This window comes from Paenibacillus sp. FSL R5-0378 (assembly GCF_038009285.1).
Lineage (GTDB): Bacteria > Bacillota > Bacilli > Paenibacillales > Paenibacillaceae > Paenibacillus_AQ > Paenibacillus_AQ favisporus.
This window is the reverse complement of record NZ_JBBPAY010000001.1, coordinates 7,245,001-7,270,836: the sequence shown is the minus strand read 5'-3', so window position 1 is coordinate 7,270,836 and position 25,836 is coordinate 7,245,001. Positions and strand designations below refer to the sequence as shown.

At 55.6% G+C, this 25,836-nt stretch carries 20 protein-coding genes, 1 riboswitch and 1 other annotated feature (1 of these 22 only partly in view); of the genes, 15 read left to right on the top strand and 5 right to left on the bottom strand.

All coding sequences use genetic code 11. The features are described 5' to 3' along the window. On the bottom strand, nucleotides 1-587 hold a 587-nt coding region (locus MKY74_RS33525; protein WP_341014036.1), incomplete at its 3' end, for an NADP-dependent oxidoreductase. A 205-nt stretch (nucleotides 588-792) separates the two neighbouring features. Between MKY74_RS33525 and MKY74_RS33520 the strand changes: the two genes are divergently transcribed. Beyond that, nucleotides 793-1,659 carry a LysR family transcriptional regulator gene (locus MKY74_RS33520; protein ID WP_076175781.1) on the top strand — a complete coding sequence of 289 codons (867 nt, stop codon included), beginning with the start codon at nucleotides 793-795 and terminating at the stop codon, nucleotides 1,657-1,659. Nucleotides 1,660-1,786: 127 nt separating this feature from the next. Here MKY74_RS33520 and trpS read toward each other — a convergent pair whose 3' ends face one another. Continuing rightward, on the bottom strand, nucleotides 1,787-2,800 hold the full coding sequence (gene trpS, locus MKY74_RS33515) for a tryptophan--tRNA ligase (RefSeq protein ID WP_076175779.1): 1,014 nt from the start codon (nucleotides 2,798-2,800) through the stop codon (nucleotides 1,787-1,789). A 234-nt stretch (nucleotides 2,801-3,034) separates the two neighbouring features. Next, nucleotides 3,035-3,345 (bottom strand) — a binding site (T-box leader). Nucleotides 3,346-3,702: 357 nt separating this feature from the next. On the opposite strand from trpS, the gene MKY74_RS33510 reads away from it, so the two are divergent. From MKY74_RS33510 to MKY74_RS33490, 5 genes are all read left to right on the top strand, one after another. Continuing rightward, the gene (locus MKY74_RS33510; RefSeq protein WP_076175777.1) at nucleotides 3,703-5,511 is read left to right on the top strand and encodes a sensor histidine kinase; all 1,809 of its coding nucleotides are present in this window, start codon (nucleotides 3,703-3,705) and stop codon (nucleotides 5,509-5,511) included. 41 nt (nucleotides 5,512-5,552) lie between these two features. Beyond that, a complete protein-coding gene (locus MKY74_RS33505) occupies nucleotides 5,553-6,878 on the top strand; it encodes a response regulator (RefSeq protein WP_076175774.1) in 1,326 nt (441 codons plus the stop codon). Between the two features lie 116 nt (nucleotides 6,879-6,994). Beyond that, nucleotides 6,995-7,897: a carbohydrate ABC transporter permease gene (locus tag MKY74_RS33500; RefSeq protein ID WP_240913475.1), complete on the top strand. Its 903-nt coding sequence runs from the start codon at nucleotides 6,995-6,997 to the stop codon at nucleotides 7,895-7,897. Further along, complete coding sequence (locus MKY74_RS33495) at nucleotides 7,898-8,770, top strand: carbohydrate ABC transporter permease (RefSeq protein ID WP_076175770.1); 873 nt, start codon at nucleotides 7,898-7,900, stop codon at nucleotides 8,768-8,770. A gap of 116 nt (nucleotides 8,771-8,886) precedes the next feature. Beyond that, nucleotides 8,887-10,347 (top strand): ABC transporter substrate-binding protein, encoded by a 1,461-nt coding sequence (locus MKY74_RS33490; protein ID WP_076175768.1) that lies wholly within the window; start codon nucleotides 8,887-8,889, stop codon nucleotides 10,345-10,347. Between the two features lie 147 nt (nucleotides 10,348-10,494). Here the strand turns inward: MKY74_RS33490 and MKY74_RS33485 are convergent, their stop codons facing one another. Together MKY74_RS33485 and MKY74_RS33480 are read right to left on the bottom strand one after the other, a co-directional pair. After that, on the bottom strand, nucleotides 10,495-11,805 hold the full coding sequence (locus tag MKY74_RS33485; protein WP_076175766.1) for a glutamate-1-semialdehyde 2,1-aminomutase: 1,311 nt from the start codon (nucleotides 11,803-11,805) through the stop codon (nucleotides 10,495-10,497). A gap of 42 nt (nucleotides 11,806-11,847) precedes the next feature. Then, nucleotides 11,848-12,906, bottom strand: a complete 1,059-nt coding sequence (locus MKY74_RS33480) for an LCP family protein (RefSeq protein WP_076175764.1) — start codon at nucleotides 12,904-12,906, stop codon at nucleotides 11,848-11,850. Nucleotides 12,907-13,117: 211 nt separating this feature from the next. Here MKY74_RS33480 and bcp point away from each other — a divergent pair, with 211 nt between their 5' ends. The 3 genes from bcp to MKY74_RS33465 all read left to right on the top strand — a co-directional run bounded on the left by bcp (nucleotide 13,118) and on the right by MKY74_RS33465 (nucleotide 15,840). Then, nucleotides 13,118-13,576 carry a thioredoxin-dependent thiol peroxidase gene (gene bcp, locus MKY74_RS33475; RefSeq protein ID WP_076175761.1) on the top strand — a complete coding sequence of 153 codons (459 nt, stop codon included), beginning with the start codon at nucleotides 13,118-13,120 and terminating at the stop codon, nucleotides 13,574-13,576. A 304-nt stretch (nucleotides 13,577-13,880) separates the two neighbouring features. Beyond that, nucleotides 13,881-14,336, top strand: coding sequence for a MarR family winged helix-turn-helix transcriptional regulator (locus MKY74_RS33470; RefSeq protein WP_167372931.1), 456 nt, complete (start codon nucleotides 13,881-13,883; stop codon nucleotides 14,334-14,336). Beyond that, nucleotides 14,329-15,840 (top strand): DHA2 family efflux MFS transporter permease subunit, encoded by a 1,512-nt coding sequence (locus MKY74_RS33465; protein WP_076175756.1) that lies wholly within the window; start codon nucleotides 14,329-14,331, stop codon nucleotides 15,838-15,840. The genes MKY74_RS33470 and MKY74_RS33465 overlap by 8 nt, the downstream gene beginning before the upstream one ends. A 147-nt stretch (nucleotides 15,841-15,987) precedes the next feature. Here the strand turns inward: MKY74_RS33465 and MKY74_RS33460 are convergent, their stop codons facing one another. Next, complete coding sequence (locus MKY74_RS33460) at nucleotides 15,988-16,614, bottom strand: DedA family protein (RefSeq protein WP_076175754.1); 627 nt, start codon at nucleotides 16,612-16,614, stop codon at nucleotides 15,988-15,990. A 207-nt stretch (nucleotides 16,615-16,821) separates the two neighbouring features. Here MKY74_RS33460 and MKY74_RS33455 point away from each other — a divergent pair, with 207 nt between their 5' ends. The 6 genes from MKY74_RS33455 to MKY74_RS33430 form a co-directional block, all read left to right on the top strand. Beyond that, nucleotides 16,822-18,159 (top strand): polysaccharide deacetylase, encoded by a 1,338-nt coding sequence (locus MKY74_RS33455; protein ID WP_076175752.1) that lies wholly within the window; start codon nucleotides 16,822-16,824, stop codon nucleotides 18,157-18,159. Nucleotides 18,160-18,327: 168 nt separating this feature from the next. Then, the gene (locus MKY74_RS33450; RefSeq protein ID WP_076175750.1) at nucleotides 18,328-19,311 is read left to right on the top strand and encodes an AAA family ATPase; all 984 of its coding nucleotides are present in this window, start codon (nucleotides 18,328-18,330) and stop codon (nucleotides 19,309-19,311) included. Next, on the top strand, nucleotides 19,308-20,621 hold the full coding sequence (locus MKY74_RS33445; protein WP_084204202.1) for a DUF58 domain-containing protein: 1,314 nt from the start codon (nucleotides 19,308-19,310) through the stop codon (nucleotides 20,619-20,621). Before MKY74_RS33450 ends, MKY74_RS33445 begins: the two co-directional genes overlap by 4 nt. Beyond that, nucleotides 20,622-22,838 carry a transglutaminase-like domain-containing protein gene (locus tag MKY74_RS33440; RefSeq protein ID WP_076175746.1) on the top strand — a complete coding sequence of 739 codons (2,217 nt, stop codon included), beginning with the start codon at nucleotides 20,622-20,624 and terminating at the stop codon, nucleotides 22,836-22,838. Between the two features lie 78 nt (nucleotides 22,839-22,916). After that, nucleotides 22,917-24,455 (top strand): glutamine-hydrolyzing GMP synthase, encoded by a 1,539-nt coding sequence (gene guaA, locus MKY74_RS33435; RefSeq protein ID WP_076175744.1) that lies wholly within the window; start codon nucleotides 22,917-22,919, stop codon nucleotides 24,453-24,455. 343 nt (nucleotides 24,456-24,798) lie between these two features. Continuing rightward, nucleotides 24,799-24,898, top strand: a riboswitch (purine riboswitch). A gap of 156 nt (nucleotides 24,899-25,054) precedes the next feature. Next, nucleotides 25,055-25,836, top strand: the 5' portion of a protein-coding gene (locus MKY74_RS33430) for an NCS2 family permease (RefSeq protein WP_076175742.1). It continues 589 nt past the right edge of the window; the window shows 782 of its 1,371 coding nt (coding positions 1-782); its start codon is at nucleotides 25,055-25,057; its stop codon lies beyond the right edge, outside the window.

Here is a 25,836-nt window from a genome sequence, read left to right as displayed (position 1 = left end):
CCAAGGCCGGGGCCGTAGGCGACGGGGATGGCCCCCAGTGTGCGCAGGTAGTCGTGGTTCCGCTCGCTGGCGGTACCGATAACCGTGGCGCCCAAGGCGCGGGCAAGCTGGACGGCCATGGTGCCGACCCCGCCGGCGGCGCCATGGATCAGGACGGTATCGCCCTCCCCGACGCGAAGCTCCTGCAGGGCGGTGTGGGCGGTTTGCCCCGAAGCTGCGAGCGCCCCAGCTTCTGTCCAAGGGATGCCCGGCGGCTTACGTACGATTTGGCTGGCGGGAACGACGACGTATTCGGCGTAGCTGGCCAGCAGAGCCCAGCCGATTACGTCATCGCCAGCCGCGAAGTCCGTTACGTGGTCTCCAGCCTGCTCGATAGTTCCGGCGAAGTCATTGCCGAGAATTTGCGGAAACCGGATGCTTAGACCAGTCGGGACCCATCCCCTTTCCCGGACGGCCAGGTCGAACGGTTGAACGCCGGCCGCTTTTACGCGAACCCGGACTTCATCAGGGCCGGGTAAGGGGAGCGGCACATCCGCCGTATGCAGTACGTCCGGCGGACCGAACGCGCGGATCACCGCCGCTTTCATTGTCTGTTGTTCTGTCATGCTATCGATCATCCTTTCGGTCATTGAATATAGTAATATCCAGAGCTTTGATTTCATGCCTCCTGCGGTGAGTTTGAGCAGCCTCTCTCGCCTTCGGCCTGTATTTATTCTATAATCGATCATAAATAATAAAAAATATATATAATGCTATTTATTAATAACCTTTGGTATATAAGGAGGGATTTCGATGGAACTGCTGCAGCTTCAATATTTTCGCAAAGTTGCCGAACTTGAGCACATGACCCGGGCGGCGGAGGAGCTGCGCATTGCCCAGCCTGCCCTCAGCAAGACGATTTCACGGCTGGAAGAGGACCTGGGCGTGCCGCTGTTTGACCGGAAGGGGCGGCAGATCCAGCTGAACGCCTTTGGCCGGGCATATTTGCGCAGGGTGGAGACCGCGCTAAACGCCCTGGAAGACGGGAAAAGGGAACTCGAAGATCTGGCGGGAGCGGAGAAGGGCAGGGTGAATCTGGCGACGACCACGCATAAATGCTTCTCCGACCGGATCGGAGATTTTCTGGGGATGCATCCGGGAATCCGGCTGCAAATTTCCCAGGCGGGAGAGCAGGAGAAGCGGGATAAGCTGTTGAGCGGGGAGCTGGACCTGTGCATCACGTTCCCACCGATCGAGCAGCCGGGCATCGAGGGAATTTCCTTTTTGACGGAAGAAATTTTGCTGGCGGTGCCTTCGTCACACCGGTTTGCGGGCCGCAGCAGCATCCGGTTAAGCGAGGCAGCGGGGGAGGCTTTTATTTGCATCCAGAGCAGCAATCCATTTCGGAAAATGACGGATCAGTTTTGCAGGCAGGCCGGGTTTGCGCCGGATATTGTGTGCGAGGTGGATGAGCATTCGGCCGTTGGCCATTTTATCCGGGCGGGGGTAGGCATCGCCTTTATCCCTGAGACGCTGGTAGATCGGATCGGATTTTCGTTTCATGTGCTGCGGATCGAGGAACCGGTCTGCCGGCGTACTTACCAAATCGCATGGCAAAAGGAGCGCTATTTATCCCAAGCTGCGCGCGAATTTCGGGACTTCCTGGTCCAGAGCTTTTAAAGCGTGCCGCTTCGCTATTACCAATCAAAAAAACCGCCCAAGAAACGGCTTCTGCCGTATCACCTTGGACGGATATTCTCCTATGGGCTAACCGGATGGTTCCGGGCAGCCCATTTTTATTGCTATTTTATCTCCGGGCAAAATAGTTGATCCCCATAGCCTCCCGCACTTCGCCCATCGTTTGGCGCGCGGCCTCGCGGGCTTTGGTGGTACCTGCCATCAGGATGTCGTCGATGTCGCCGGGACGCTGTTCATACCGGGCGCGGCGTTCGCGGATCGGCTCCAGCACCTCTTCGATCGCACCGGTGATTTTAGCTTTGCAGGCGGCACAGCCGAGCGTACCCCGGGTGCACATGTCATGAATATTGCCGCTGTCCTCCGGGCGAAAAATCCGGTGATACCCGTAAATCGTGCAGACCTCCGGATGGCCGGGATCGGTTTTGTGCACGCGCGCCGGATCGGTTGGGGCCTTGCGAATCCGGCTGCGGACCTCATCCGTGGTGGAATCGAGGGAGATGGCGTTGCCGAGGCTTTTGCTCATTTTACTCGATCCGTCGAGCCCATCCAGCCGCTCACCCACGATAATTTGCGGCTCCACCAGGACGGGGGCGTACAGCTCGTTAAAGCGCCGGACGATTTTGCGCGCCTGTTCGATATGGGGAATCTGGTCATCGCCCGCGGGAACCAGGGTGGCTTTGCAGAAGGTGATGTCCGCCGCCTGGCTGACCGGGTAGCCGAGGAAACCGTAATACAGATCCTCGTATCCGCGCTCGGCCGCTTCGCTCTTGATCGTCGGGTTGTGGCGCAGCGAGCTGACCGACACGAACATCGAATAAAACACCGTCAGTTCGGCTATCTCGGGGATCATCGACTGCACGAACAACGTCGCCTGGTCGGGATCAATGCCTACCGACAAATAGTCCAGCGCCACCTGCCGCACGCTTCCGGCCAGCATTTCCGGCGTATGAAAATGGGTGGTCAGCGCCTGCACATCCGCCAGCATGATATAGGTTTCGTACTGCTGCTGAAGCTGCACCCGGTTCTTCAGGCTGCCGACGTAATGGCCCAGATGCAGCTTGCCGGTCGTCCGGTCTCCGGTGAGGACAATGTCCTTGGGTTGTGAGTTTGTTGAAATTGTCATGGTTATTCCTCCTGAATTGAAATTGTTTTGTATACGGGACTTCATTTGCGATCATGTCTAGTAGCCCGGTCTTCCCGGGACGCCACCACCAGCCGTCATCCATGGCCATCACCTCCTTCAGTCATACAGTTTTGCTTTCGTTGATCGGGCAGAAGGGCGTACGTTCTTATATCAACGCCAAAAAAGCCCCGCCCTTGGGATCTCCATGCTAAAAAATATCCAGACGGAGATCTATCCAAGGACGGGGCTCTAGCCCGCGGTGCCACCTTGATTGGCCGCCATCCTCTAGGGATGCAGCCCTGCTCAACAGGTACGGATTCCGGCGCTAAACGAAAAGAAAATTGCGTATGCCTTCCTCGATACCCTGCCCCGGTTAACGGTGGGGACCTGCCGCCCATCCTACTGTCCGCTTCTTTGGGAAGCGTTCCTGTTCAGACGGGGCACTCCGAAGCCCACTTCCGCGCGCGCCCCCACCGGCTTGCACCACCCGCCGGCTCTCTGTAAGGCCGCAATTCGCGCGTACTCTTCTTCATCATCGTGAAAATGGATTTGCACTATTGTAGCTCATTTTTTCGAGGAAGGAAAGAGGGCATCTGCCGTTATTTCGCTCCCATCCCGTTGCACTCTCATTGCAATCCCGGTGCTATTCGGTCACGATTCCGTGGTTAACCTTTTGCTATTCCGTTGTCATCCCGTCGTTATTCCACCGCCGCGGCCCGCCAATAACGCTGCCGTAAAATTTTACTGGCAAGCCGTCGAAAATAAATTACACTAGGACTAATCGCCCATGGGCCTGTCTACTGGGGCATATCTTACAATCGCGAATGATTGTCGTAGAAACGCACATACTTCCCCATTTTTATTGTTGGTATATTGAAGGAAAGCCGGAGGTGTTATGACTGATGAAGCGGGGGATCCGCAATCCGCTGGCGAGAATGAACGTCAGGCAGCAGATGATCCTGCTGTTTCTGGTTCTCGTCATTCCCGTGTTTATTCTGAACGGGTACGGCAACAACAGGGCGGGCCAGATTTTAAAACGCCATGTAACCAATGCTTATATAGAGCTGAACAAGCAAAATTTCAAACTGATCAGCCGCGATATTGAAACCGTTAACAAGGTGACGGCGACGGTATTTCAGAATTCGGTGGTCCAGCAGCTGGACACGACGGGGAAGGACACGGTGCTGCAGCGGGTGAAAACCTACGAGAAGCTGGAGCGCATGCTGAGCTCGTACTCGCAGGAGAGCGATGAGCGCGAGCCGCTGTACTATTCGCTGTACGTGTACGATCCCGGCAACCATTACTTTTTTGCCCCTTATTATCCGGAGTCCAAAAAGTCCGGGGTTTATTTCTTTTCGAACGAGGCCGAGAAGCCGGAATGGTTTGATGAGGCGGTAGCCCGTAAAGGGAACGGCTATTTGCGGCTCACCGATCATTTATCCCCGCCAGCGAAGGGGCAGTATGACCAGAAGACGCTCGGCTATGTCCGCGCAATCAACAACATTGATCAGGGCGGTACGATCGGCGTGCTGATGGTAACGAACGTCGACGCGCGGATCGGCGAATCGCTGAAGACCGTGTCGCTGCCGGAAGGCGAGCTGTATTTTACCGATTGGAACAATCACATTCTGACCTCTACCCAGCCGGATGCCGAGGGCGTGCTCAGCCTTCCTCCCGAAGTAGAGCCGGGGAATTCGCCCATGGGCGTCAAGGACGTCATTACAAAGGATTTTATCTATGTTGTGGATTATAACTATGTGCTCCAGCAGAAGCTGGTGTACAAAGTGCCGGTCAAAGCGCTTTTGCAGCAGCAGGACGAAATGAAGCATGTCATCCAGATCATCTCGGTCGCGTATTTCGCCGCCGGTCTGATCATCATTTTATATTTCTGGCGGTCCTTGATGACCCCGCTGCAGAAGCTGGTCACTTTCGTCCGACGTTATGAGCCGGGGAATGCCGTGCCCGAAACGCCGCACCGGAAGCGCAACGACGAGGTCAGCGTGCTGATCTCCACCATTTACGAAATGGCCCGGCGCCTGAACGATCTGATTCATTATAAATACGACATGGACTTAAAGCAAAAGGAAGCGCAGCTGTCGCTGTTATACCAGCAGATCAACCCTCATTTGTTGTACAACACGTTGGAGAGCATCTACTGGAAAAGCAAGATGGAAGGCAACCACGTGTCGGCCGAGATGATCAAGGACTTGTCCAAACTGATGAAAATCAGCCTGAGCCGCGGGAGGGAGCTGATTACGCTCGGGGAGGAGCTGGAGCATGCGACCGCTTATATCAAGCTGCAGCAGAACCGATACGATTATGTGTTCCAGGTGGACATCAACGTCGCGGAATCGCTGCACCCGTTCAGCATTCCGAAAATTACGCTGCAGCCTTTGATCGAAAACGGAATCATTCATGGCATTAAAAATATGGGCGAAGACGGCGAAATCCGCATCGAAGCAGAGGCGTCCAGGGGCACTCTGCGCATCCGCATCTCCGATAACGGCTACAAACCGGTGGACATCGAAGCCATCAACCGGAACTTAAGCAGTGAAACAGATGATCCTGCGGCCGGTTACGGGGTCCGGAACATCCATCAGCGGATACAGCTTCATTACGGCAAGGAGTACGGCCTTGTCTACAGTGTTCGCCCAGGCGGGGGGACGCTGGTCACGATCACGCTTCCCGCCGAAACGGCAGGCAGTTCATGACAAACAAGGGATAAACAAGCTACATACAAGGGGGAGCATCCATGTTCAATATTTTGGTCGTCGACGACGAGCCGCTCATCTGCAAGGGATTAGCCGGGCTGCTGAGCGCATCGGGCCTCGACATCGGTCAAGTCTACACGGCGGGCAGCGGCCATGAGGCGCTCGATATCGTCCGGATGGAGGAGGTCGACCTGCTCGTCACGGACATTCAGATGGGCGAGATGAACGGAATCGAGCTGATGCACCAGGCGAAAATCATCAAGCCGTGGGTTCAGACGATTATTATTTCAGCGCATGAAACGTTCCAGTACGCGCAAAGCGCGATCCGGCTCGGAGCCAAGGACTATTTGCTGAAGCCGCTGAACAGCGAGCAGTTTCTGGACTCCGTCGGGAGCGTGCTGCTCAAGATGGATAAACGGATACCGCAGGTGAATGAGCTTTTGACAGCCACGCAAGAAGATTTTCGCATGGAGGAGCCCGAGCCCCGCAAGAACGAGCTTCTGAACCGGCTGCTGTCCGAAGAAGCGGGCCATGAATCCAGGGATCTTGAGACGGGCGGTGAATATGGCGAGCTTGGGCTGAAGGGTCCGTATTTTGCCGTCATGAAAATGAGGCTGGACCTTTCCCCCGGCAGTGCGCCCTATACCGACAGGGATCGGCGGCTTCTCCGGTATGCCTCGCTCAATATTGTGAAGGAGCTGCTCGATCAGGAATGGGATGCGCTTCTGTTTTACTCGCCGGATGACGACATCCATGCGATTATCCAGTGGAGCGAGGCGGCGAATGTCGAAACCGGCGAGAACAAGCTCAGCCAGCTCGAAATGGCCGGCCGCAGCGTGTACCATCATATCCGCAAATATTTGAAGCTGGAATGTACAGTCGCCATCAGCCAGATCCTGAAGGGCATTCCTTTTCTTTCCGTACTCGGCCGCCAGGCCGATAAAGCGATGCTGTGGAGCCGGCACTACCCGGACTACCATGTTTTTTATTACGGGGACTTCAATTGGCATAACTACGCTGAAGATCCGTCTGCAGAAGAGCTGTCGACGCAGAGCAACCGGATTGTGGAGAGCACGAGGCGCTATATCGAAGAGAACTACAACCAGAAGGGGCTGACCATTCATGAGGTGGCGAAGAAGAACCATGTCAGTCCGAACTATTTGAGCTACCTGTTTAAGAAAATTACCGGGCATAACCTGTGGGAGTACGTCATCAAGCTGCGGATGGAGGAGAGCCGCCACCTGCTTCAGAACACGGACCTGCGCCGCTATGAAATCGCCGAGCGGGTGGGGTACGAGTCGCCGGAGCATTTCAGCAAAATATTCAAAAAGTATTTCGGCGTGAGCCCGAGCGAGATGAAGAAGTAAGAACAGCTATCATTTCCATAGAACTAGACATGTGCGCGGGCAGCCCGATTTTCTACAATGATCCTTAAGAAACATTAGAGGAAAGAGGGAGACAGATGGGGGAACCCGCTACAGCTATGTTAAAGCCGGAAGCGAAGAGCGAGCCGGCGGGCAGACGAACGAGCAGGTGGAAAAAGCATCTTTGGGGATACCTGTTCATCCTGCCGGCCATTGTCATTTTCATTTTGTTTTTGTGGGTGCCGATTATCAAAGGAGCGGTGTACAGCTTCTTTACGATTGATTTCGTTAAAGGCAACACCTTTGTCGGTTTCGATAATTACGCCAGGGTGCTGCACGACCCCGATGTGTGGACAGCCGTTAAAAATACGCTGTATTACATGTTTTTAACGGTCATCATCGGCTTCTGGGTGCCGATCGTGGCATCGATCGCGATTTCGGAACTGCGGTTTTTTCAGGGCTTTGCCCGGATTGCCGCTTACCTGCCGTTTGTCGTGCCGGGCGTGGTACTGTACGGCATGTGGCGGTGGATGTATGACCCGGTCGGTCCGATCAACGGGCTGCTCAGCAGCTTCGGTGTGGAACCGGTGTCCTTTATCTCCGACGGGCGCTGGTCCATGATCTCGATCGTGTTCATGGAGACGTGGCAGCAGTTCGGATCGGCGATGCTGATCTATTTGGCCGGCGTGCTCAGCATTCCGAGAGACTGGTATGAAGCCGCCGAGATCGATGGGGCCGGCGTGTGGAACCGGATCCGCTACATTACGATCCCTTCCATACGGAATCTGATCGTGCTGATGTTTATCCTGCAAATCATCGGGACGTCCCAAGCCTACCAATCCCAGCTCGCCCTGCTGGACGGGGGACCGAACAACACGACGCTGACTTATGCGCTGCTTATCGTGAAGTACGCGTTCAACCAGCTGGATTACGGCTCGGCGACGGCGCTGGGCATGCTGATGTTTATCGTACTCAGCCTACTCGGACTGCTTCAATTCAAGATGAACAAGGAGGATTACTAGATGAGCCAGCATGACAGAGGAATCCTTTCTTCTTCCGATTTGAGGAAGCCGCTGAACAAAGTGGTGTACGGCATCATGGTGCTTGGCATCGCGGTGATGATCGTCACGATGCTGTACCCGATTCTGATGACGATGTTTAACGGTCTGAAGACGAACCAGGAAGTGAACTCGTTCCCGCCGCATTTCTTTCCGCAAACGTGGAATTGGGGCAATTTCTCGGAAGGCTGGGACTACATCAACCTGCCGATGTTTTTGAAGAATACGATCTTGATCTTCGTCGGCAATCTGCTGATGACTGTGCTGGTGCTTGGCCTGGCCTCGTTCAGCATCTCGAAGCTGAATGTGCCGTTCCGCAGGGGAATCTACTTTTTCATCCTGATGACCTTGTTTATCCCGGCGTCGAGCTATATCATTCCGAACTTCGTGAATTTGAAGGAGCTGGGCCTGCTCAATACGTACTGGGCGTTCTGGCTGCCGGCCGGAGCCAGCGCCTACTATTTTCTGCTGATGAAAAATTTCTTCGACGGCATTCATCCGGAGATCTTCGAAGCGGCCCGTATCGACGGAGCGTCCGAGCTCACAAGCTACGTCAGGATCGCCGTTCCTTTGTCCGTGCCGATCTTCGCCACGCTGGCCATCTTTATCTTTTCCACGGCATGGAACGACTGGTTCTGGCCGTCGCTCGTGATGCACAGCGAGGAGAAGTATACGCTGGCCACGGCGATCTACAAATACGTTATCAACGCGCGGAGCATGGACAACAATATCAAATTCACGATTTTGTTCATGGTCATGATCCCGCCGATCTTCGTGTTCCTCGTGTTCCAGAGGTTCATTATGCGGAGCGTCAGTTTGTCGGCGGTCAAAGGCTGACCGGCCAACATCGTAGGCATGCACATGAAGGGCATACGATTACACATCGATTGATGAACCATCCTCTCTTATGATGAGAGGGTAAACCATACCATTTGACGAAAAGGGGAGTTTCAATGCGTAAGTTTTCCATGGTGCTGATGTGCCTCCTGCTGTCGGCCTCGGTGCTTGCGGCTTGCAGCGGCGGCGGCAAAACGGCCGGCGGCGACAATCAGGGCGCCGGGTCCGAGGGATCCGGATCCGGGGGAACGACGGCGACGACGGATGCGGGGAAATCGGAGGACGATATTACCCAGAAGAAAATCACGATCAAGATCCACTACCCGCTCCCGGACCAAAAAGATCTGCGGGCGCAGGAAGACGACAAGATCAAACGGTTCACCGAGAAGTACCCGAACGTGACGATCGTGAAGGACGACTGGCAGTACAGCGTCAACGAAATCGGCATCAAAATGGCTTCGAACGAAGCCCCGACGTTCTACAACACGTTTGCGACCGAAGCGCAGATGCTGGTGGAACGCGGCTGGGTCGCGGACATTTCGGACCTGTACAACAAGTGGGAATACAAGGACGAAATGAATCCGCTGCTGCAAAACCAGTTCATGGTGGACGGCAAGGTCTACGGCGTTACCCAGAACGGATATATCACGTCGACCATGATCAACAAAGCGCTGCTAGACGCCAAGCAGGTTCCGGTGCCGCCCTTGGACTGGACGTGGGACGATATGTACAACACGGCCAAAGGCGCGGCTGATGTGAAGAAGGGCATCTCCGGCATTGCACCGATGGGGAAAGGCAATGAAGCCGGATGGAACTGGACGAACTTCCTGTTCGAAGCGGGCGGGGAAATTCAGAAGGTGGAGAACGGGAAGTATACGGCGGTGTTCAATTCGGATGCCGGCGTGAAGGCGCTCGATTTCTATAAAAAGCTGAGATGGGAAGCGAACGCCATTCCGAAGGATTGGGCTCTTGGCTGGAGCGATGCCCTGAACGCGTTCCAGCAGGGACGGACGGCGATGGTCATCGCAGGCGCGTATGACGTCATTGACGCCGCGCTCAACCAGGGCGGGCTGAAGCCGGAGAACGTGCTGGCTTATCCGATGCCGGCGGCCGAGAAAGGCGGCAAGCATTACGGTATTCTCGGCGGCAACTATCTCGTCATTAATCCGAACGCCACCAAGGATGAGCAGGAAATGGCGTTCCGCTACATCACGTTCGACTACTTTACGGATAAAGGGCTGGAAGCGCTCGAAGGTAACATCCAGGAGCGTAAGGCCAACAATAAATATTTCGTGCCGGCACCGCTGAACTACTTCAAGGACGATTCGGAGTACGGCAAAAAGGTGGCCGCGATTTACGACAAGTACGACAACGTGTACAAATACGATCCGAACCTGTTTGGACTGCTGGACGGCAAGCCTGAAGCCCAGTACGGCACCCAGGATTACTATGGCGCAATGTCCAACGTCGTACAGGAGCTGTTCTCGAAGAAAGACACGGACTCCAAGAAGCAGCTGGACGACGCGGCCAAACTGGTGCAAACCAAATTTTTCGATGAGATCAAGCCTCAGCAGTAAGGAAGCGGACGGCCGGAATGGTGGCCAGATGTTAGCTTAGAGGTACTTATCATAAATACAAAAAAAGACCCTGTCCACGGCATAACAGCCGCAGGCAGGGTCTTCCGTTATAATCGGGGTGGATTCCAATAATCCCCGGATCCTCTTTTACTTGCTGATCTCCTTGAAGGAGGCTTCTGCTGCTTCCAGCGTCGCGTCGATATCCGCTTCGGTATGGGCCGTGGTCAGGAACCAGGCCTCGTATTTGGACGGCGCGAGATTGATATTACGGTTTAGCATGGCGCGGAAGAAGGCGGCGAAAGCTTCGCCGTCCGTATCCTGCGCTTCGTCGTAGTTGGTCACCGGATGGTCGCAGAAATGTGTGGACAGCGAGCCGCGGATACGGTTGATCGTCAGCGGCACGCCGTAGCGGCCGGCCGATGCCTGCAGTCCGTCCGCGAGCTTCGCAGCGAGCCGGTCCATCTCTTCATAGACGCCCTCGCCTTGAAGCACTTCAAGGCAGGCGATGCCCGCCGAGATGGAGGCCGGGTTGCCCGCCATCGTGCCGGCCTGGTAGGCCGGGCCGAGCGGCGCGACCTGCTCCATCACTTCCTTGGACCCGCCGTAGGCTCCAATCGGCAGCCCGCCGCCGATGATTTTGCCGAGGGCGGTCAGATCCGGCCGGATCGCGTCATGGTTCTGCAGGCCCGCAAAGGTCTGCGTGCTGCCGTAGTGGAAGCGGAAGGCGGTGATCACCTCGTCATAGATGACGAGGGAGCCGTTGTCATGGGCCATGCGGCAGAGGCCCTCGAGGAAGCCCTCCTTCGGCATAACCATGCCGAAGTTGCCGACGATCGGCTCGACCATGACGGCCGCCACGTCGTCACCCCATTTGGCCAGCGCCGCCTGAAGGGCGTCGAGGTCATTATAAGGCACGGTAATGACCTCGTGCGCAATGCTCGTCGGGATGCCGGCGCTGTCCGGAATGCCGAGCGTGGAAGGGCCCGAGCCGGCTGCCACGAGCACCAGATCCGAATGGCCGTGATAGCATCCGGCGAACTTGATGATCTTGTTGCGCTTCGTGTAGGCACGCGCGACGCGGATCGTCGTCATGACGGCCTCGGTGCCGGAGTTGACGAAGCGGACCTTGTCCATCGACGGGATCGCTTCCTTCAGCATCCGGGCGAGCTGGATTTCGAGCTGCGTCGGCGTTCCGTACAAGGTGCCGTTCTGAGCGGCACGCGTAATGGCTTCCGTGATATGCGGGTGGGCGTGGCCGGTAATGATCGGGCCGTAAGCGGCGAGGTAATCGATATAACGGTTGTCGTCCTCATCCCAGAAATAAGCTCCGTTCGCCCGCTTCATAAAGACGGGCGCCCCGCCGCCAACCGCCTTAAACGAGCGGGAGGGGCTGTTGACGCCGCCGACGATGTGCTGCAGTGCTTCTTGATATAATTGTTCAGAACGTGTTCGATTCATGACGGATAACTTCCTTTCTCAAATAAAAAGCAGGCGGGCAGCCTAGTTGCTGCTGCCCGTACTGCTGTTCTCCCCGGTCTCCCCGGAGGTTGTTGAATTGGTATTGGTTGGGGTGCCTGTTTTGCCTTCGCTGGATACCGGCACCGTCTCCGGCTTGTTCATAATGTCCTGGATATACTGCTTCAGCTTGCTTTCGCTGGAAACGGTCAGGACGGAAGCACTGCCGATCTTTTCCTCTTTCAGCAGCTTCATCGGCGGAATTTGCTCGCTGCCGGCCATTTGACTCTGGTAACCGACCGTAGCCAGCTTCCACATGTCATTGACGGACAGGTTCGTATCTATATATGGGCTGACCTGCTCCAAAATGTTCGGCAGCTTCATGATGGACGTCGTGGACTGCATTTTTTGGGCGACCGCCTTCAGGAAGGCCCGCTGCCGCTCCGTCCGCGTGAAGTCCGATGTTGCGTCATGACGGAAACGGACGTACTGCAGAGCCGTTGTGCCGTCGAGATGCTGCTGGCCCTTTTTCAGGTCGATATCGTATTCATGGTTGTCTGCGTTGCTCGGATAATACATATCCTTCTCCACGTAAAAATCTACGCCGCCGACGGCGTCCACCAGCTTGATGAATCCTTGAAAGTCCGTATAGACATAATACTGGATAGGAATGCCAAGCAGATCGCCGACCGCCTTCATTGCCGTATTCGGTCCATGGGTAATCGCTGTATTGATGCGGTCTTGGCCGTGTTCGGGAATGTCGGTGTACGTATCGCGGAGGATCGAAAAGACATTGATGCGCTTCTTGACGGGATCCAGGGAGGCGACCATCATGCTGTCAGACCTGGGAACCTCACCTTCCTTGATGCCGCGGGCGTCCACGCCCATCAGCAGGATGTTGACCGGTTCGGTGCCTTCCCATTTGGGAGGATCGGGAACTTTGACTTCGACGGGGGTAACCGATTTAAAAGGAGAGTTTTCAGCGGACTTCTGCAATCCCTGCAGGCCATTATAAATCGATGCGAAATAATAGACCGCATAACCGATGATGGCTAATACGATAATGGCTACAATCCATAATATTGTTTTTTTCCTTGGAGTCATTCCTTTTCTTCCTTTCGCTATCCTGTTGAAGGAGAGTGCTTGTCTTCGACATGTTCAGACATTTGTAGAGTAAGGATTCATTTATTATAATTTTTTTTGACAATACAATCAATTTTACATTCTGGAAAGCATTTCACCAAGATAAAATGAACGAAAGTGTTCAATTTATATAGATGCAGTGCTTGGCCTCTGAAAGGAGAAAGTGATACATATGACACAATTTGCAGTTGGAGACATGGTTCCCGATTTTACCCTTCCGGCTTCTACAGGGGAGGAGATAACCCTCAGCAGCTTTAGGGGACGCAAGGTGGTGCTGTATTTTTACCCGAAGGACAATACGCCCGCGTGCACGCAGGAAGCCTGCGATTTCCGCGACGCACTTCCTCAGATTGAAGCGAAAGGCGCGGTCGTGCTCGGGATCAGCCCGGACGAGCTTAAATCCCATGGCAAATTTGCCGAGAAATACAGCCTGCCGTTTCCTTTGCTGTCCGACAAGGACCATCATGTGAGCGAATTGTACGGCGTATGGCAGCTGAAGAAAATGTACGGGCGCGAGTTCTGGGGTGTCGTCCGTTCGACGTTCCTGATCGATGAAGAGGGAAGGCTCATCAAGGAATGGCGGAAGCTCCGGGTGGCGGGCCATGCCGGCGACGTCGTGTCAGTCCTTTAATTTTATGTAGCTCGCCGTACAAATATTAAAACGCATGATCATACCTATAGGAAGTAAAGCATTGAATAGGGGCTGGGCTGCCTGGAATGGTTCGGGGGCCCAGTTTTGGTCTGCAGCCGCTCCGGGTACCGCTCTTCTAATGAAAGCGATTCCGGTAAATTTCATGGATATTTTTGAAAATGAAATGCAAAAATATATGTAAATTTATTCTTATGTTTTTATTGACACGTAAACATGTTGGTTTTAAAATAATTCGTATGCGAAATATTAAGAGATGGAAATAGAAACAGGGTGAAGAATGATTTTGGGTCCTCAAGAAGAAATTCTCGAACTGTTGTACTCTTTTCGCCAGGTCAATCTCACGTTTTACCAAATCTTCTGGAAGCATGCCGCTGCTCTTGAGACCACCTGGATTCAATATCTTGTCCTGCACACGCTCCGCGAGCATCCGGACATCGGACTCTCCGAGCTGGCAGATTTAATTCTTATGGGGAACAGCGCCACCAGCGGGGTTGTCCATCGGCTCGTCAAGGCCGGGCTCGTTGAACGCAGACGGCTCCAGTCGGACCGGCGGTCGATCGCGCTGCGGATAACTGAGAAGGGAGATGAACTTAGACAGCAGACCGAGCAAGTCAGCATGGGCTGCCTGCTGCCTCTTTTACAGATCAAACAGGAGGACAGAAGCCATTTACTAGCGACACACCAGCAAATTATTCAGATTTTCAGCCAAAAGGGAGAGAGAGAAAGAAATTATGAATAGCAGTCAAGCTCAATCAATGGAGCATATCCGGAAAGGGCCGATCATTGCCGCACTGCTCCTCGGCGCATTCGTGGCATTTTTGAATCAGACCTTGATGAATATTGCCCTGCCCAAAATTATGGATGATTTGGGCATTCAGCCGACGACAGGCCAATGGCTTACGACCGGCTTCATGCTGGTTAACGGCGTATTGATTCCAGTATCGGCATTTTTGATCGCACGGTTTACAACCCGCCAGCTGTTTATTTCGGCGATGACGATGTTTTCGCTGGGAACGCTGATATGCGCGATATCACCCAATTTTGGGATACTTATGGCGGGCCGCGTCATTCAGGCGGCTGGCGCAGGCATTCTGATGCCGCTGATGACCGTCGTGTTCCTGAACATTTTCCCGATCGAAAAACGGGGCTCTGCGATGGGCATGATGGGGATCGCCATGATCCTGGCTCCGGCTATCGGACCGACGTTGTCGGGGTACATCGTTGAACATCACTCCTGGCGGGTTCTGTTCTACATCATCCTGCCGGTAGCGATCATCGCCACGTTAATCGGCGTATTTTTCTTGAAGAACGTAACGAGTGTGACCAAACCGAAATTCGATTTCCTGTCGGTGGTTCTGTCGACCATCGGCTTCGGCGGCCTGCTCTATGGCTTCAGTGACGCGGGTACCGACGGATGGGGAAGCGCGACCGTTATTTCCACGCTGATTGTCGGTGCGGTAGGTCTGATCCTCTTTGTATGGCGCCAGCTCGTATCCAAGATTCCGATGCTCGAGTTCCGGATTTTTAAATACAATATGTTTACGCTGACGACGATCATTAACGTCATTATCACGATGGCGATGTACGCGGGCATGATCCTGATGCCGATCTTCCTGCAGAACATCCGCGGCTTCACGCCGCTCGAATCGGGCCTCATGATGCTGCCCGGCGCGATTCTGATGGGGATCATGTCGCCGATTACCGGCGCGGTCTTTGATAAAATCGGCGCAAGATGGCTGGCCGTCGTCGGCTTGATCATCACGGTGATCATGACTTATGAATTCAGCCGTTTGACGGTTGAAACATCGTACACCCATCTGATCGTCATTTACACGATTCGGATGTTCGGTATGTCGATGCTGATGATGCCGATTCAGACCGCCGGTCTCAACCAGCTGCCGCGGAACATGAACGCCCACGGTACGGCGATGTCCAACACGCTGCGTACGATTTCGGGCTCGATCGGTACGGCGATCCTGGTGACGGTCATGACCAATGAAACGAAGAGTCATGTCAAGGACGTTCTTGCCGGGGGTACAGTCAATCCGGCCGACAAAGCCGCTATGGCGAAGCTGACCGCCGATTCGATGGTTCACGGCATTAACTATGCGTTCATTGTTGCAACTTGGCTGAGTGTCGCCGCGCTGGCTCTCGCTTTCTTCATCAAAAGAACGAAGCCGCACACCGAGCTCAAGAACGAGCTTCAAGGGCAAAGCGTCAGCACCGCAAACGCGGAGGGTTAATGAACTTATATTTTTAGGATGTAAAAGAAAAGACGCGCACTGCATTTCATGCAGCGTGCGTCTTTTTTATTTGTGGGAACGGGAGAGGAAGACGTCGCGGGACGGAGCTGATCGCTTCCTTGCCGTGGCCGTTCACTGCCCGGCATGTCAGCTGACATGCAGTTTGGACAGCAGCGAGCGCATTTTTTTGCGGTAACGGTAGACAAGAAACCCGACAGCAGCGATAATGACAGCGCCGACAATCCAGAAGGAGTACTTTTCCACCAGGTGAAAAGCGAACTTCCACTGCGGCCCGAATATTTTGCCGATGCTGATAAACAACAAGACCCAAACCAGCGCTCCGCTGTAGGCGAACAGCGCAAACTTGCGGAAGGGCAGGGCAATCATGCCGGCGAAGTAGCCGGTAAAATGGCGGACGCCGGGGATGAAGTATCCGATAAAGACCAGGCTTTGCCCGTATTTGTTAAACCAGCGGCTGGCCCGTTCCAGTTTATGCTCGGAGAGCAGGAACCATTTGCCGTAGCGCTGGAGAAAAGGGAGGCCTGCCTTGAGGCCGATAAAGTATGTAATGGTCATCCCCAGGGTCGTTCCGGCAAACGCAATAATCAGCAGCCACCCGTAATGAAGCATGCCGTCGTAGGACAGGAAGCCTGCATAGGCCATCGTCGTTTCTCCGGGAAAGGGGAGGGCGATAAATTCCAAAGCCAGTCCGAGAAACAGCACGAGGTAGCCGTACTGCTCGAACATCAAATGTATCCATTTTAACAATTCCAAAAGGTTTTCACTCCAATTCAGGTCGGGCCCCAAAGATCACACAACCGGACTCCAACGAGTTACAACGGACTCCGATGGAATGCCATCCGGAAGCAAGAATGATTAAGCTCTTGAAAGATTCGGCTTTCCTTAAGTCTATTTCCACTTCTCTCACCATATAATCTACCAGAAAGCAGAACTCATAGAAATAGTGGAGGTAGAAGGTACATGGTGAAGAAGACATTCAGCGTTGTTCTGGGATCGATCGGGGTCGTATTGGCGGTGATGGCTCTCCTATTCTGCGCAAGCGTCTGGGAAGGGCGAACCTTGCTTCAGCCTATGACGCCCTTGGTTCAGAATGCGGTCAAGACGGCCCCGGGCATTGAAGCTGCAAGGGAAAAGAGTTCTGCTGTCATCGGACGGCAAACCGATCCGGTCCATGTGGACCAAGCGGGGCTGCTTGCCTCCAATACGACGAAGAAAGCTGCTCCGGTCAGTCCCAAAACGGTGTATCTGACCTTTGACGACGGCCCTAGCGATTTAACGGGCCAGGTGCTGGATATTTTAAAGAAAAACAAGATTGGCGCAACCTTCTTTGTTCTCGGTGAGCAGGTAAAGAAATATCCGCAGCTCATTTCGCGGATCTACGAGGAAGGCCATGCCATTGGCAATCATACATATGACCATAATTATACCGAACTCTATCAATCTTTTCCTGCGTTCTGGGACCAAATCAAAGAGACCGAAGAGGAGATACACCTGATCACGGGAGAAAGGCCGCAGCTGGTCAGGGCCCCCGGGGGGACGGCCGGGCATTTTGACGACACGTATTTTAAACTGCTGCAGCAGGCAGGGTACGTCGTGACGGATTGGAACGTGGACAGCGGCGATTCCAAGCGGCGTGATGTCCCGGCTGCGGAGATCGTGAAGGGTGCCACGACGGACGTCCCGGGAGGCAAGGTAGTTCTTCTTATGCATGACGGTCCCGGCCATTCGGAAAGCGTGAAGGCCCTCCCGCAAATAATTAGCTGGTACAAGGCCCGTGGATATCAGTTCGGTGTGTTGTCACCGCAAGACCCGCCGGTTCAATTTAAAGTGAATGCCACAGCCCGCGGACTGAAGCGAAGCGCGCCAAGCGCCGCCTGGATTCAGTCGCATATTGCGCAGAATGCCGCATTGTTCGAGCCTGGCAAACCGCTCCGCCTGGATGTCGGCGGGCTCGAGACCACGCTGGATACCGGCGAGTACAGCATTGTTGACGGACATTACATGGTGCCTTTGCGCGCGCTGACCGAGCGGATTGGGGGCAATACGGTCTGGGATTCGGCCGGGGCGGCCTGGGTCGCGTCCTTGTCGGCGGACGCCGCGGTTTCGCTGCGGATCCATGCGGACACGGGCAGGCTGGAGGCGGTGGAGGGCAATCAGGTGGTCTCTAGGGAGACGCTGCAGGTGCTGACGGTCAATGGATCGCTGTGGGTGCCTCTGCGCAGCTTGTTTGAAGCTTCCGGATATGCCGGAATCACGGCATCGGTTAATGAAGAGGAGCGGCGGGTCACAGTATTTTAACGGTCTTGGTGCCTAATGGAGCGAATCTACGATTTTTGCAGAGAGTTTAGTCACTCTTAAAAAATGAGCCGGTGCGGCAGGTCTACTTCCTTTTCTACATGGAGAGAATATTGATAGATTCCCTGTTTTGACGGGAACAAGCCATGATTGGAAACGGAGGTTGTTACTATGTCGACTCCATCGGTATTTCATGATGATGTTGCCCCGGAATTATTGAACCGCGTCTTATCGCGCGTCGGATCCGTTATCGTCGGTAAAGAAAAGGAAATACGCCTGGCCCTAATATCCATGCTTAGCGGCGGCCACATTCTGCTGGAGGATGTTCCAGGGGTAGGTAAAACAATGCTGGTCCGGGCCATCGCCGCTTGCCTTGGCTGCACGTTCGGCCGGATCCAGTTCACATACGATCTGATGCCCGGCGACGTAACGGGCACTTCGATATACCATCCGCACAGCGGCAGCTTCGAGTTCCGGCCCGGGCCGGTTCTCTCCAATATCGTGCTGGCTGACGAAATCAACCGGGCTTCGCCCCGGACCCAATCCGCCCTGCTGGAGGCGATGGAAGAGCGGAAGGTGACCGTGGACGGCACCACCTATCCGCTTCCGCGCCCGTTCCTGCTGCTGGCGACGCAAAACCCGCTGCATTTCGAAGGGACTTACCGCCTGCCCGAGGCGCAGATGGACCGGTTCATGATGCGGCTGAGCCTGGGGTATCCGGAGCCGGCTCAAGAGGTGGAGCTGCTGACGCGAATGCAGCTGGAGCATCCGCTGGACGCCATAAAGCCGGTCATGCTGGCGGAAGAAATGGCGAACATGCAGCGCGCCGTCCGCGGCGTCTTCGTAGACGAGTCCATCAAGCTGGCCCTCGTCCAGGTGGCCGACGCCTCGCGCCGGCATCCGAACGTCCAGCTCGGCATCAGCCCGCGGGGGACGCTGGCCTGGATGAACGCATCCCAGGCCTCGGCCTATATGGCCGGCCGCTCTTATGTCATCCCGGATGACATCAAGGATACCGCCGTGCCGGTCCTCGCCCACCGGCTGATGCTGAACCATGCCGCGCTTCTTGCGGGGGCCGGCGGCGAGGAGCTGGTCCGGGAGCTGCTGCAGCAGCTGGTACTGCCCGTTCACTCCCGCAAAGGAGGCCGCTTATGATGCGGCGGGTCCTCGAATGGGGGATCGGGCTGGCCGTGCTGGGCGGTCTGGTGGCCATGTACCGGCTGCACGGAGGCGAGGCCTTATGGTTCATGATGTTTGTGACCTGCCTGGTGCTGGCTGGCGGCATGCTGGTTCAGCTGCTCGGCCCCCGGCAAATTCTTGTGGAACGCAGCTTGCCCCAAAGCCTGATTCCGGCGGGGGAGGCGGTGCCCGTGACCCTGCGGATTCATTTCCGCTCACCGCTGCCCCTCCCCTGGATGGCTGTGGAGGATTATTATACCGGCGGGAGCTTCCGCCGCGTGCTCTTTCCGGGATTTCGGCGCTCCTTAACGTATCGCTATGAGATTCCCGCTCTTCCGCGGGGGCATTACGGGTTTGAAGCCTGTGCGCTGGAATGGGGCGGCTTGTTCGGCTGGTTCCAGGGAAGGAAGGTCGTTAAGGGAGAAGGCCGGTTTATCGTGCTGCCGGAGCCGCTGCCCGTCGGACAGGAATGCCGGCCGGCGGCTTCGCTGTCTTACAGCGAAGAGGCCAGTCTCCGGCCTCCCCGGTTTGCGGACGGCATGAAGGGGATGGAGGTGCGGGAATACGTTCCGGGGGATCCGCCGAACCGTATCCATTGGAAGCACCTTGCCCGGTGGGGCCGCCTGCATACGAGCCTGCCGGAGGAGGCGCAGCAGTCCTCTTACGCGGTCATGATCGACCGCTCCTTCAGCGGCTATATGCCGGACGGCGCCCGGGCAGGCGACGTCAGCGGCGAGGCCGCGCAGCGGGGGTTCGAGACCGCCGTATCGACGGCGGCAGGGCTGCTCGTTGAAGCCGGGCGTGCCGGCGAGAAGGCGGTGCTGCTCGGCTCCGGGCTTCGTGCCGATATGCCGGGAGAAGCCGGAGGAACCGGCCCTGCGTCAAGGCAGGAGACCGGGCCGGAGATCACCGGCATGCTCGCAGCCTTGTCGGGACTGACGTTGGCCGGCGGCATGCCGCTGCCTGCACAGCTTCAGGAAGCCGCCGGGAACTTGAAAGGCAAAAGAACGGCCGTCGTCACCGGCTATCTGACCGACGAGCTGCTCCGCGCCGTATCCGGAATCATCTCCTCCGGGGGATATGTGGATATCTATTGCGCAGGCGCTTCGGAAAGAAACGGCAGCAGCGATTCGGCATCGTACGCTGCGGCGGTTCACGATCCCGGCCTGTTCCGCCGGGCGGCGCTGCTTTCACGTCTGGGGGCCGGCGTATTTATCGTGCACGGCGGCCGCGTATCCCGCGTCGGTCACGTGGAGTCGAACTTCCCCGGAGAGGGGGCGGTATAGATGGAGGAGCGTACGGATCCGCTTCTGTACAGACTCATCATCTCTCTGCCCTTTATGGGGCTGTTCGCCGAATGGCTCATTCCGCTCCGGCCGCTGACGGGTTCCGCGGACGACGGATTTATGACGACGCTGTTGTGGCTGACAGCGCTTCTGCTGCTGTGGGGAACCCTGCTGGCGAGGTGGACGTTGACCCTCCCGGTGTACTTTCTGCTGGTCGGCGCCGCTTGGTATAGCGTTTCCGGAGAGGGTCAGCCCTTTAGCTGGCTGATTTCCTGGATATCGCAATGCCGCGATGATATTCTGCTGCTGCTGTCCACCGGGCACTTTGCCGAGACCAGCTCGGAGACCCGGACGCTGGTTTTGATTGTCGGCTGGTCCATATTGGTTTATTCCGTGCAATCGCTCGCCCTATCGCGGCGCAGCATTTTTCTGTTCGCCGCGGCCACCCTGCTCTACTTGATATGCCTTGAGACGCTGCTCGGCATCCATATTTACGCCGATATGATCCGCACCTGCGGTTTGCTGCTGCTGCTTCAAGGGATGCTGCATTTGTCCGGACTGCGCGAGAGCGATACGTCGGGGAGGTTTGGCGGCAAGGTGTACGGCACCTGGATCGTGTCGCTCAGCCTGTTGTCCCTTCTGGTCCTCGGCGGCAGCTGGGGACTGGGATATGCGGCCGAGGCCAAGCCTCCGGGGAGGTTATCCTTGGAGCAGGCGGCCGGCCGACTGGAATCCTGGATCCGGGACAATTACGGCGACGCCTCAGCCACAGCCGTGACGGGCTACAACCTGAGCGGGGACGATCAGGACATGGGAATGCCCCTGAGCCAAGGGGGCAGGCTCTATTTTGAAGCGGAGAGCCCCGTCCCTACATATTGGCGCGGGGAAACGCTCAGCCTCTATGACGGCCGTAAATGGGCCGGCCAGGAGGCCGATTCCCGCACCCTGTTCATTCCGGGCGCGGTCCGGCCTGAAGGCTCAGACCCGGAAGCAGAGGAGCCGGCCGCTCCGATGGCTGAGTACCGGACCGTTACCCAGCAAATCATGTTCAGCCGGCCCATGACCGAGAGCTTCCCTCTCTTTGCCGGCGGTCCCATCGCCGAAGTGCTCGACCTGGAGTCGAGCCGGAAATCGGTGTCCCTGACCGTGATCGCCGACGAAGATGCGGGAACGGTCAAGGTGCCGCTGATTTCGGGCGTGCCGGAGGTGAACGGCTACCGGATCAAGGCGGACATTCCCGCCGTGGATCCTCAGGTGCTGAGGGAAGAGAAGGGCGCGGATCCGGCGCGGGTGAAGGACGAATACCTTCAGCTGCCGGACAAGCTGCCCGAACGCGTGAAGCAGCTGGCGGACCGGATTACGTCGGCGTCGCTCACGCGATATGACGCGGTCGTCGCGGTAGAGGACTATTTGAAAACCTACTATGCCTACACGATGGATACCCGCGTTCCGCCCCAAGGCGAGGATTTTGTGGATGACTTTCTGTTTACGACAAGGAAAGGATACTGCAACCACTTTTCGACCGCTATGGCGGTAATGCTGCGAAGCGAGGGAATTCCAACAAGGTATGTCAGGGGATTTGCCCCGGGAAAAGAGGACAGCAGCCACCCGGGACGCTATCAAATCAGCGAAGGCGACGCTCACGCCTGGGTCGAGGTGTATTTCCCCGGCTCCGGCTGGATTCCGTTCGACCCGACGCCTGGATTCGCGCTGCCTGCTGACAGCGGAACGGTCCAGGCACAGGACGTTCATTCAGGGGGGACCTGGGATTGGGCTCGCGCCGCCCTCCAGTTGAAGAACATCACGCTCGGGATCACGTCTTTTATAGCCAAGCATGCGTGGATCGCGGTTGGAGCAGCTGCCACCGCTCTGCTGCTGGCCGCCGCCGTCCGCTGCGCCTGGATGTATCGCGGCCTGATTTGGCTGTGGTGCCTGGTGTATTTATCGCGGCGGACCTTTCCGGGCAAGGAGCAGCTGCTCCGGGCGGCGCTTCCGGCCTGGAAGGGCATTACCCGCCGCTATGGCGCGGCTCCGCCGGGGGCCACCGTTCGGGAATACGTGCAGTCCCTACAGGTCGATGATGAAATGATGCGCAAAGAAATGTACGATTTTGCCGCGGAATGGGAAAAGATAGCTTATGGTCAGGTTCCCGTAAGCCGCAGCCAAGGGAGCGCTTTCCTGCGAAGATGCCTTTTGATCGCCGGCAAGCTGGCATAACTTAGGTGCTGCGGCTTCCTTGACGGTATGAATTATCGTTGCGTATAATTGATTTCATTAATTGAGGGAGGCACGGTAATGAATAAGCCAAATGAAATCATCGTTGTCCTCGATTTCGGGGGACAATATAACCAATTAATCGCAAGACGCATCCGCGATCTGGGAGTATATAGCGAGCTCTTGCCTTTTAACACGCCAATCGAGAAGATCCGGGAGCTGAACCCGAAGGGTATCGTGTTCTCCGGCGGACCGCTCAGCGTGTATGCGGAAGACGCACCCCATGTAGACCCGGCTGTGTACGATTTGGGGCTGCCGATCTTCGGCATTTGCTACGGCATGCAGATGATGGCGCAGCAGCTCGGCGGCAAAGTGGAGCGCGCGCACAAACGCGAGTACGGAAAAGCAGAGCTTGAGTTTAAACCGAACACGACGCTTACCCAAGGATTGGACAACCGTCAGGTCGTATGGATGAGCCACGGGGACCATGTCGTTGAGCTTCCGTCCGGCTTCCAGCTCGACGCGGGTACGGAGTCGGCTCCGATCGCGGCGATGAGCCATGGCGAGAAGAAGCTGTACGCGGTGCAGTTCCATCCGGAAGTACGTCACTCCGTGAACGGCAACGAAATGATCCGCAACTTCCTTTATGAAGTTTGCGGCTGTGAGGGTAACTGGACGATGGAATCCTTTATCGAGGATCAGGTTCGTGAAATCCGCGAAACCGTCGGTGACCAGAAAGTGCTGTGCGCGCTGAGCGGCGGCGTGGATTCCTCTGTCGTTGCGATGCTGATTCACAAGGCGATCGGCGATCAGCTGACCTGTATGTTTATCGACCACGGCCTGCTGCGCAAGGGCGAAGCCGAGAGCGTAATGGATACCTTTGTAGGCAAATTCGATATGAAGGTTGTCAAAATCGACGCCCGCGAGCGTTTCTTGTCCAAGCTGGCCGGCGTGGACGATCCCGAACAAAAACGGAAAATCATCGGCAACGAATTCATTTACGTGTTTGAGGAAGAGTCTGCGCGTTTTGACGACTTTGCCTTCCTGGCACAAGGAACGCTGTACACGGATATCGTCGAGAGCGGAACGGCAACGGCTCAGACGATCAAGTCGCACCATAACGTGGGCGGCCTTCCGGAGGATATGAAATTTAAACTGATCGAGCCGCTCAAAACGCTCTTCAAGGACGAAGTCCGCAAAGTCGGCGAGGAATGCGGTCTGCCTGATGAAATCGTTTATCGCCAGCCTTTCCCGGGTCCGGGCCTTGCGATCCGCGTGCTGGGCGAAGTGACGGAAGAGAAGCTGACGATCGTTCGGGATTCCGACTACATTTTGCGCGAAGAAATCGCCAAAGCCGGGCTTGACCGGGAAATTTGGCAGTACTTCACGGCTCTACCGAACATGAAGAGTGTGGGCGTCATGGGTGACGCACGTACGTATTCGTATACCGTCGGCATCCGCGCGGTAACTTCGATCGACGGCATGACCGCCGACTGGGCCCGCATTCCGTGGGACGTATTGGAGAAAATTTCGGTGCGTATCGTCAACGAGGTGGAGAACGTTAACCGCATCGTGTACGATATCACCTCCAAGCCGCCGGCCACGATCGAGTGGGAGTAAGGTTAATCGTTATCCTTTTCAAGGTTCAAGATCCGTATCTGCTTAGGCAGGTGCGGGTCTTTTTTTTGTTTTTTACATAATTTCCGGGTCGATTCCAAAAGCTAAGCCCTATATAGAATGAACTAAAGAAATGAACGTTACAGGGCTGCAGTGGGCCGTTATAACAGGAAGTTCAATGCAAAACTTTAGTTCAATCTATCTAGTTAGAGAAAATGTTCTGTATAAGGCGCCATCGTTCCATGGGAGAAATATGTAAATTTCCGAACATTGAATCATGTCATACTCTCGATTATTCGTTTTTTCTGTTGACAAGTGAAGCTTGTCTCCATACAATGAATGATGTGAGAAACGACATATGTTCTTTCGTATAATCCCGGGAATTGGCCCGGGAGTCTCTACGAGATCACCGTAATGATCTGGCTACGAATTTAGAAGAGATGATGTCCAACTCGCAGCGCAGCTTGCCTTGACCATGGTAAGTCCAAGCTGATGCTGGCGGGATATCTCTTTCTTTCATTCATAATGTCCGGTGGTCGCTTTGCGGTCTGCCGGGCTTTTTTGTCGTTCTGACTCAAATTTCTAAGGGGGATTATTTGAAAATGGAACGGTTCTTTAAATTAAAGGAACGCGGCACAAATGTAAAAACAGAAATGATCGCCGGTCTCACGACGTTTATGGCGATGGCGTACATCCTGTTCGTCAACAATCTGTTTCTCGGGCCGGACGGTGCGGGTATCCCTCATGAAGGCGTGTTTTTCGCCACCGCAGTCGGCGCGGGCCTCGTTACCATCCTGATGGGATTGTTTGTCAATATCCCGATCGCCTTGGCGCCGGGTATGGGTCTGAACGCTTATTTTATGACCGTCGTGCTTGGATCCAATGGTCAAATTACCTGGCAGGCTGCTTTGGGCGCCGTATTTATTTCGGGTATTATTTTTATCATTCTGACGGTAACGCGCGTCCGGCAAATGCTGATGGTCGCCGTTCCGAAAAACATTAAGACTGCCATTACGGTGGGGATCGGCCTGTTCGTCGCCATCATCGGCTTCAAGCTCGCCAACCTGATCTCGATCACCGTGAACGCTGGTACCGATATCAGCAAGCCGATCGGCGGCGGAAGCTTCAACCTGGCACTAAGCGATTTCTTTACACATAAAGATGCGCTGCTTGCTTTGATCGGACTTTTGATTATCGCCATTCTGATGGTGCTGAAAGTAAGAGGGGCACTCCTGATCGGCATTATCGTAACGACGCTGATCGGCATTCCAATGGGCGTGACGGACCTCAGCGGCTTGTCCCATGCCAACTGGCTGCCTTCGTTCTCCAACCTGGCTGTCGGAGATCTGGATCTGAAGGGCGCGCTGCACATCGGATTGTTCGA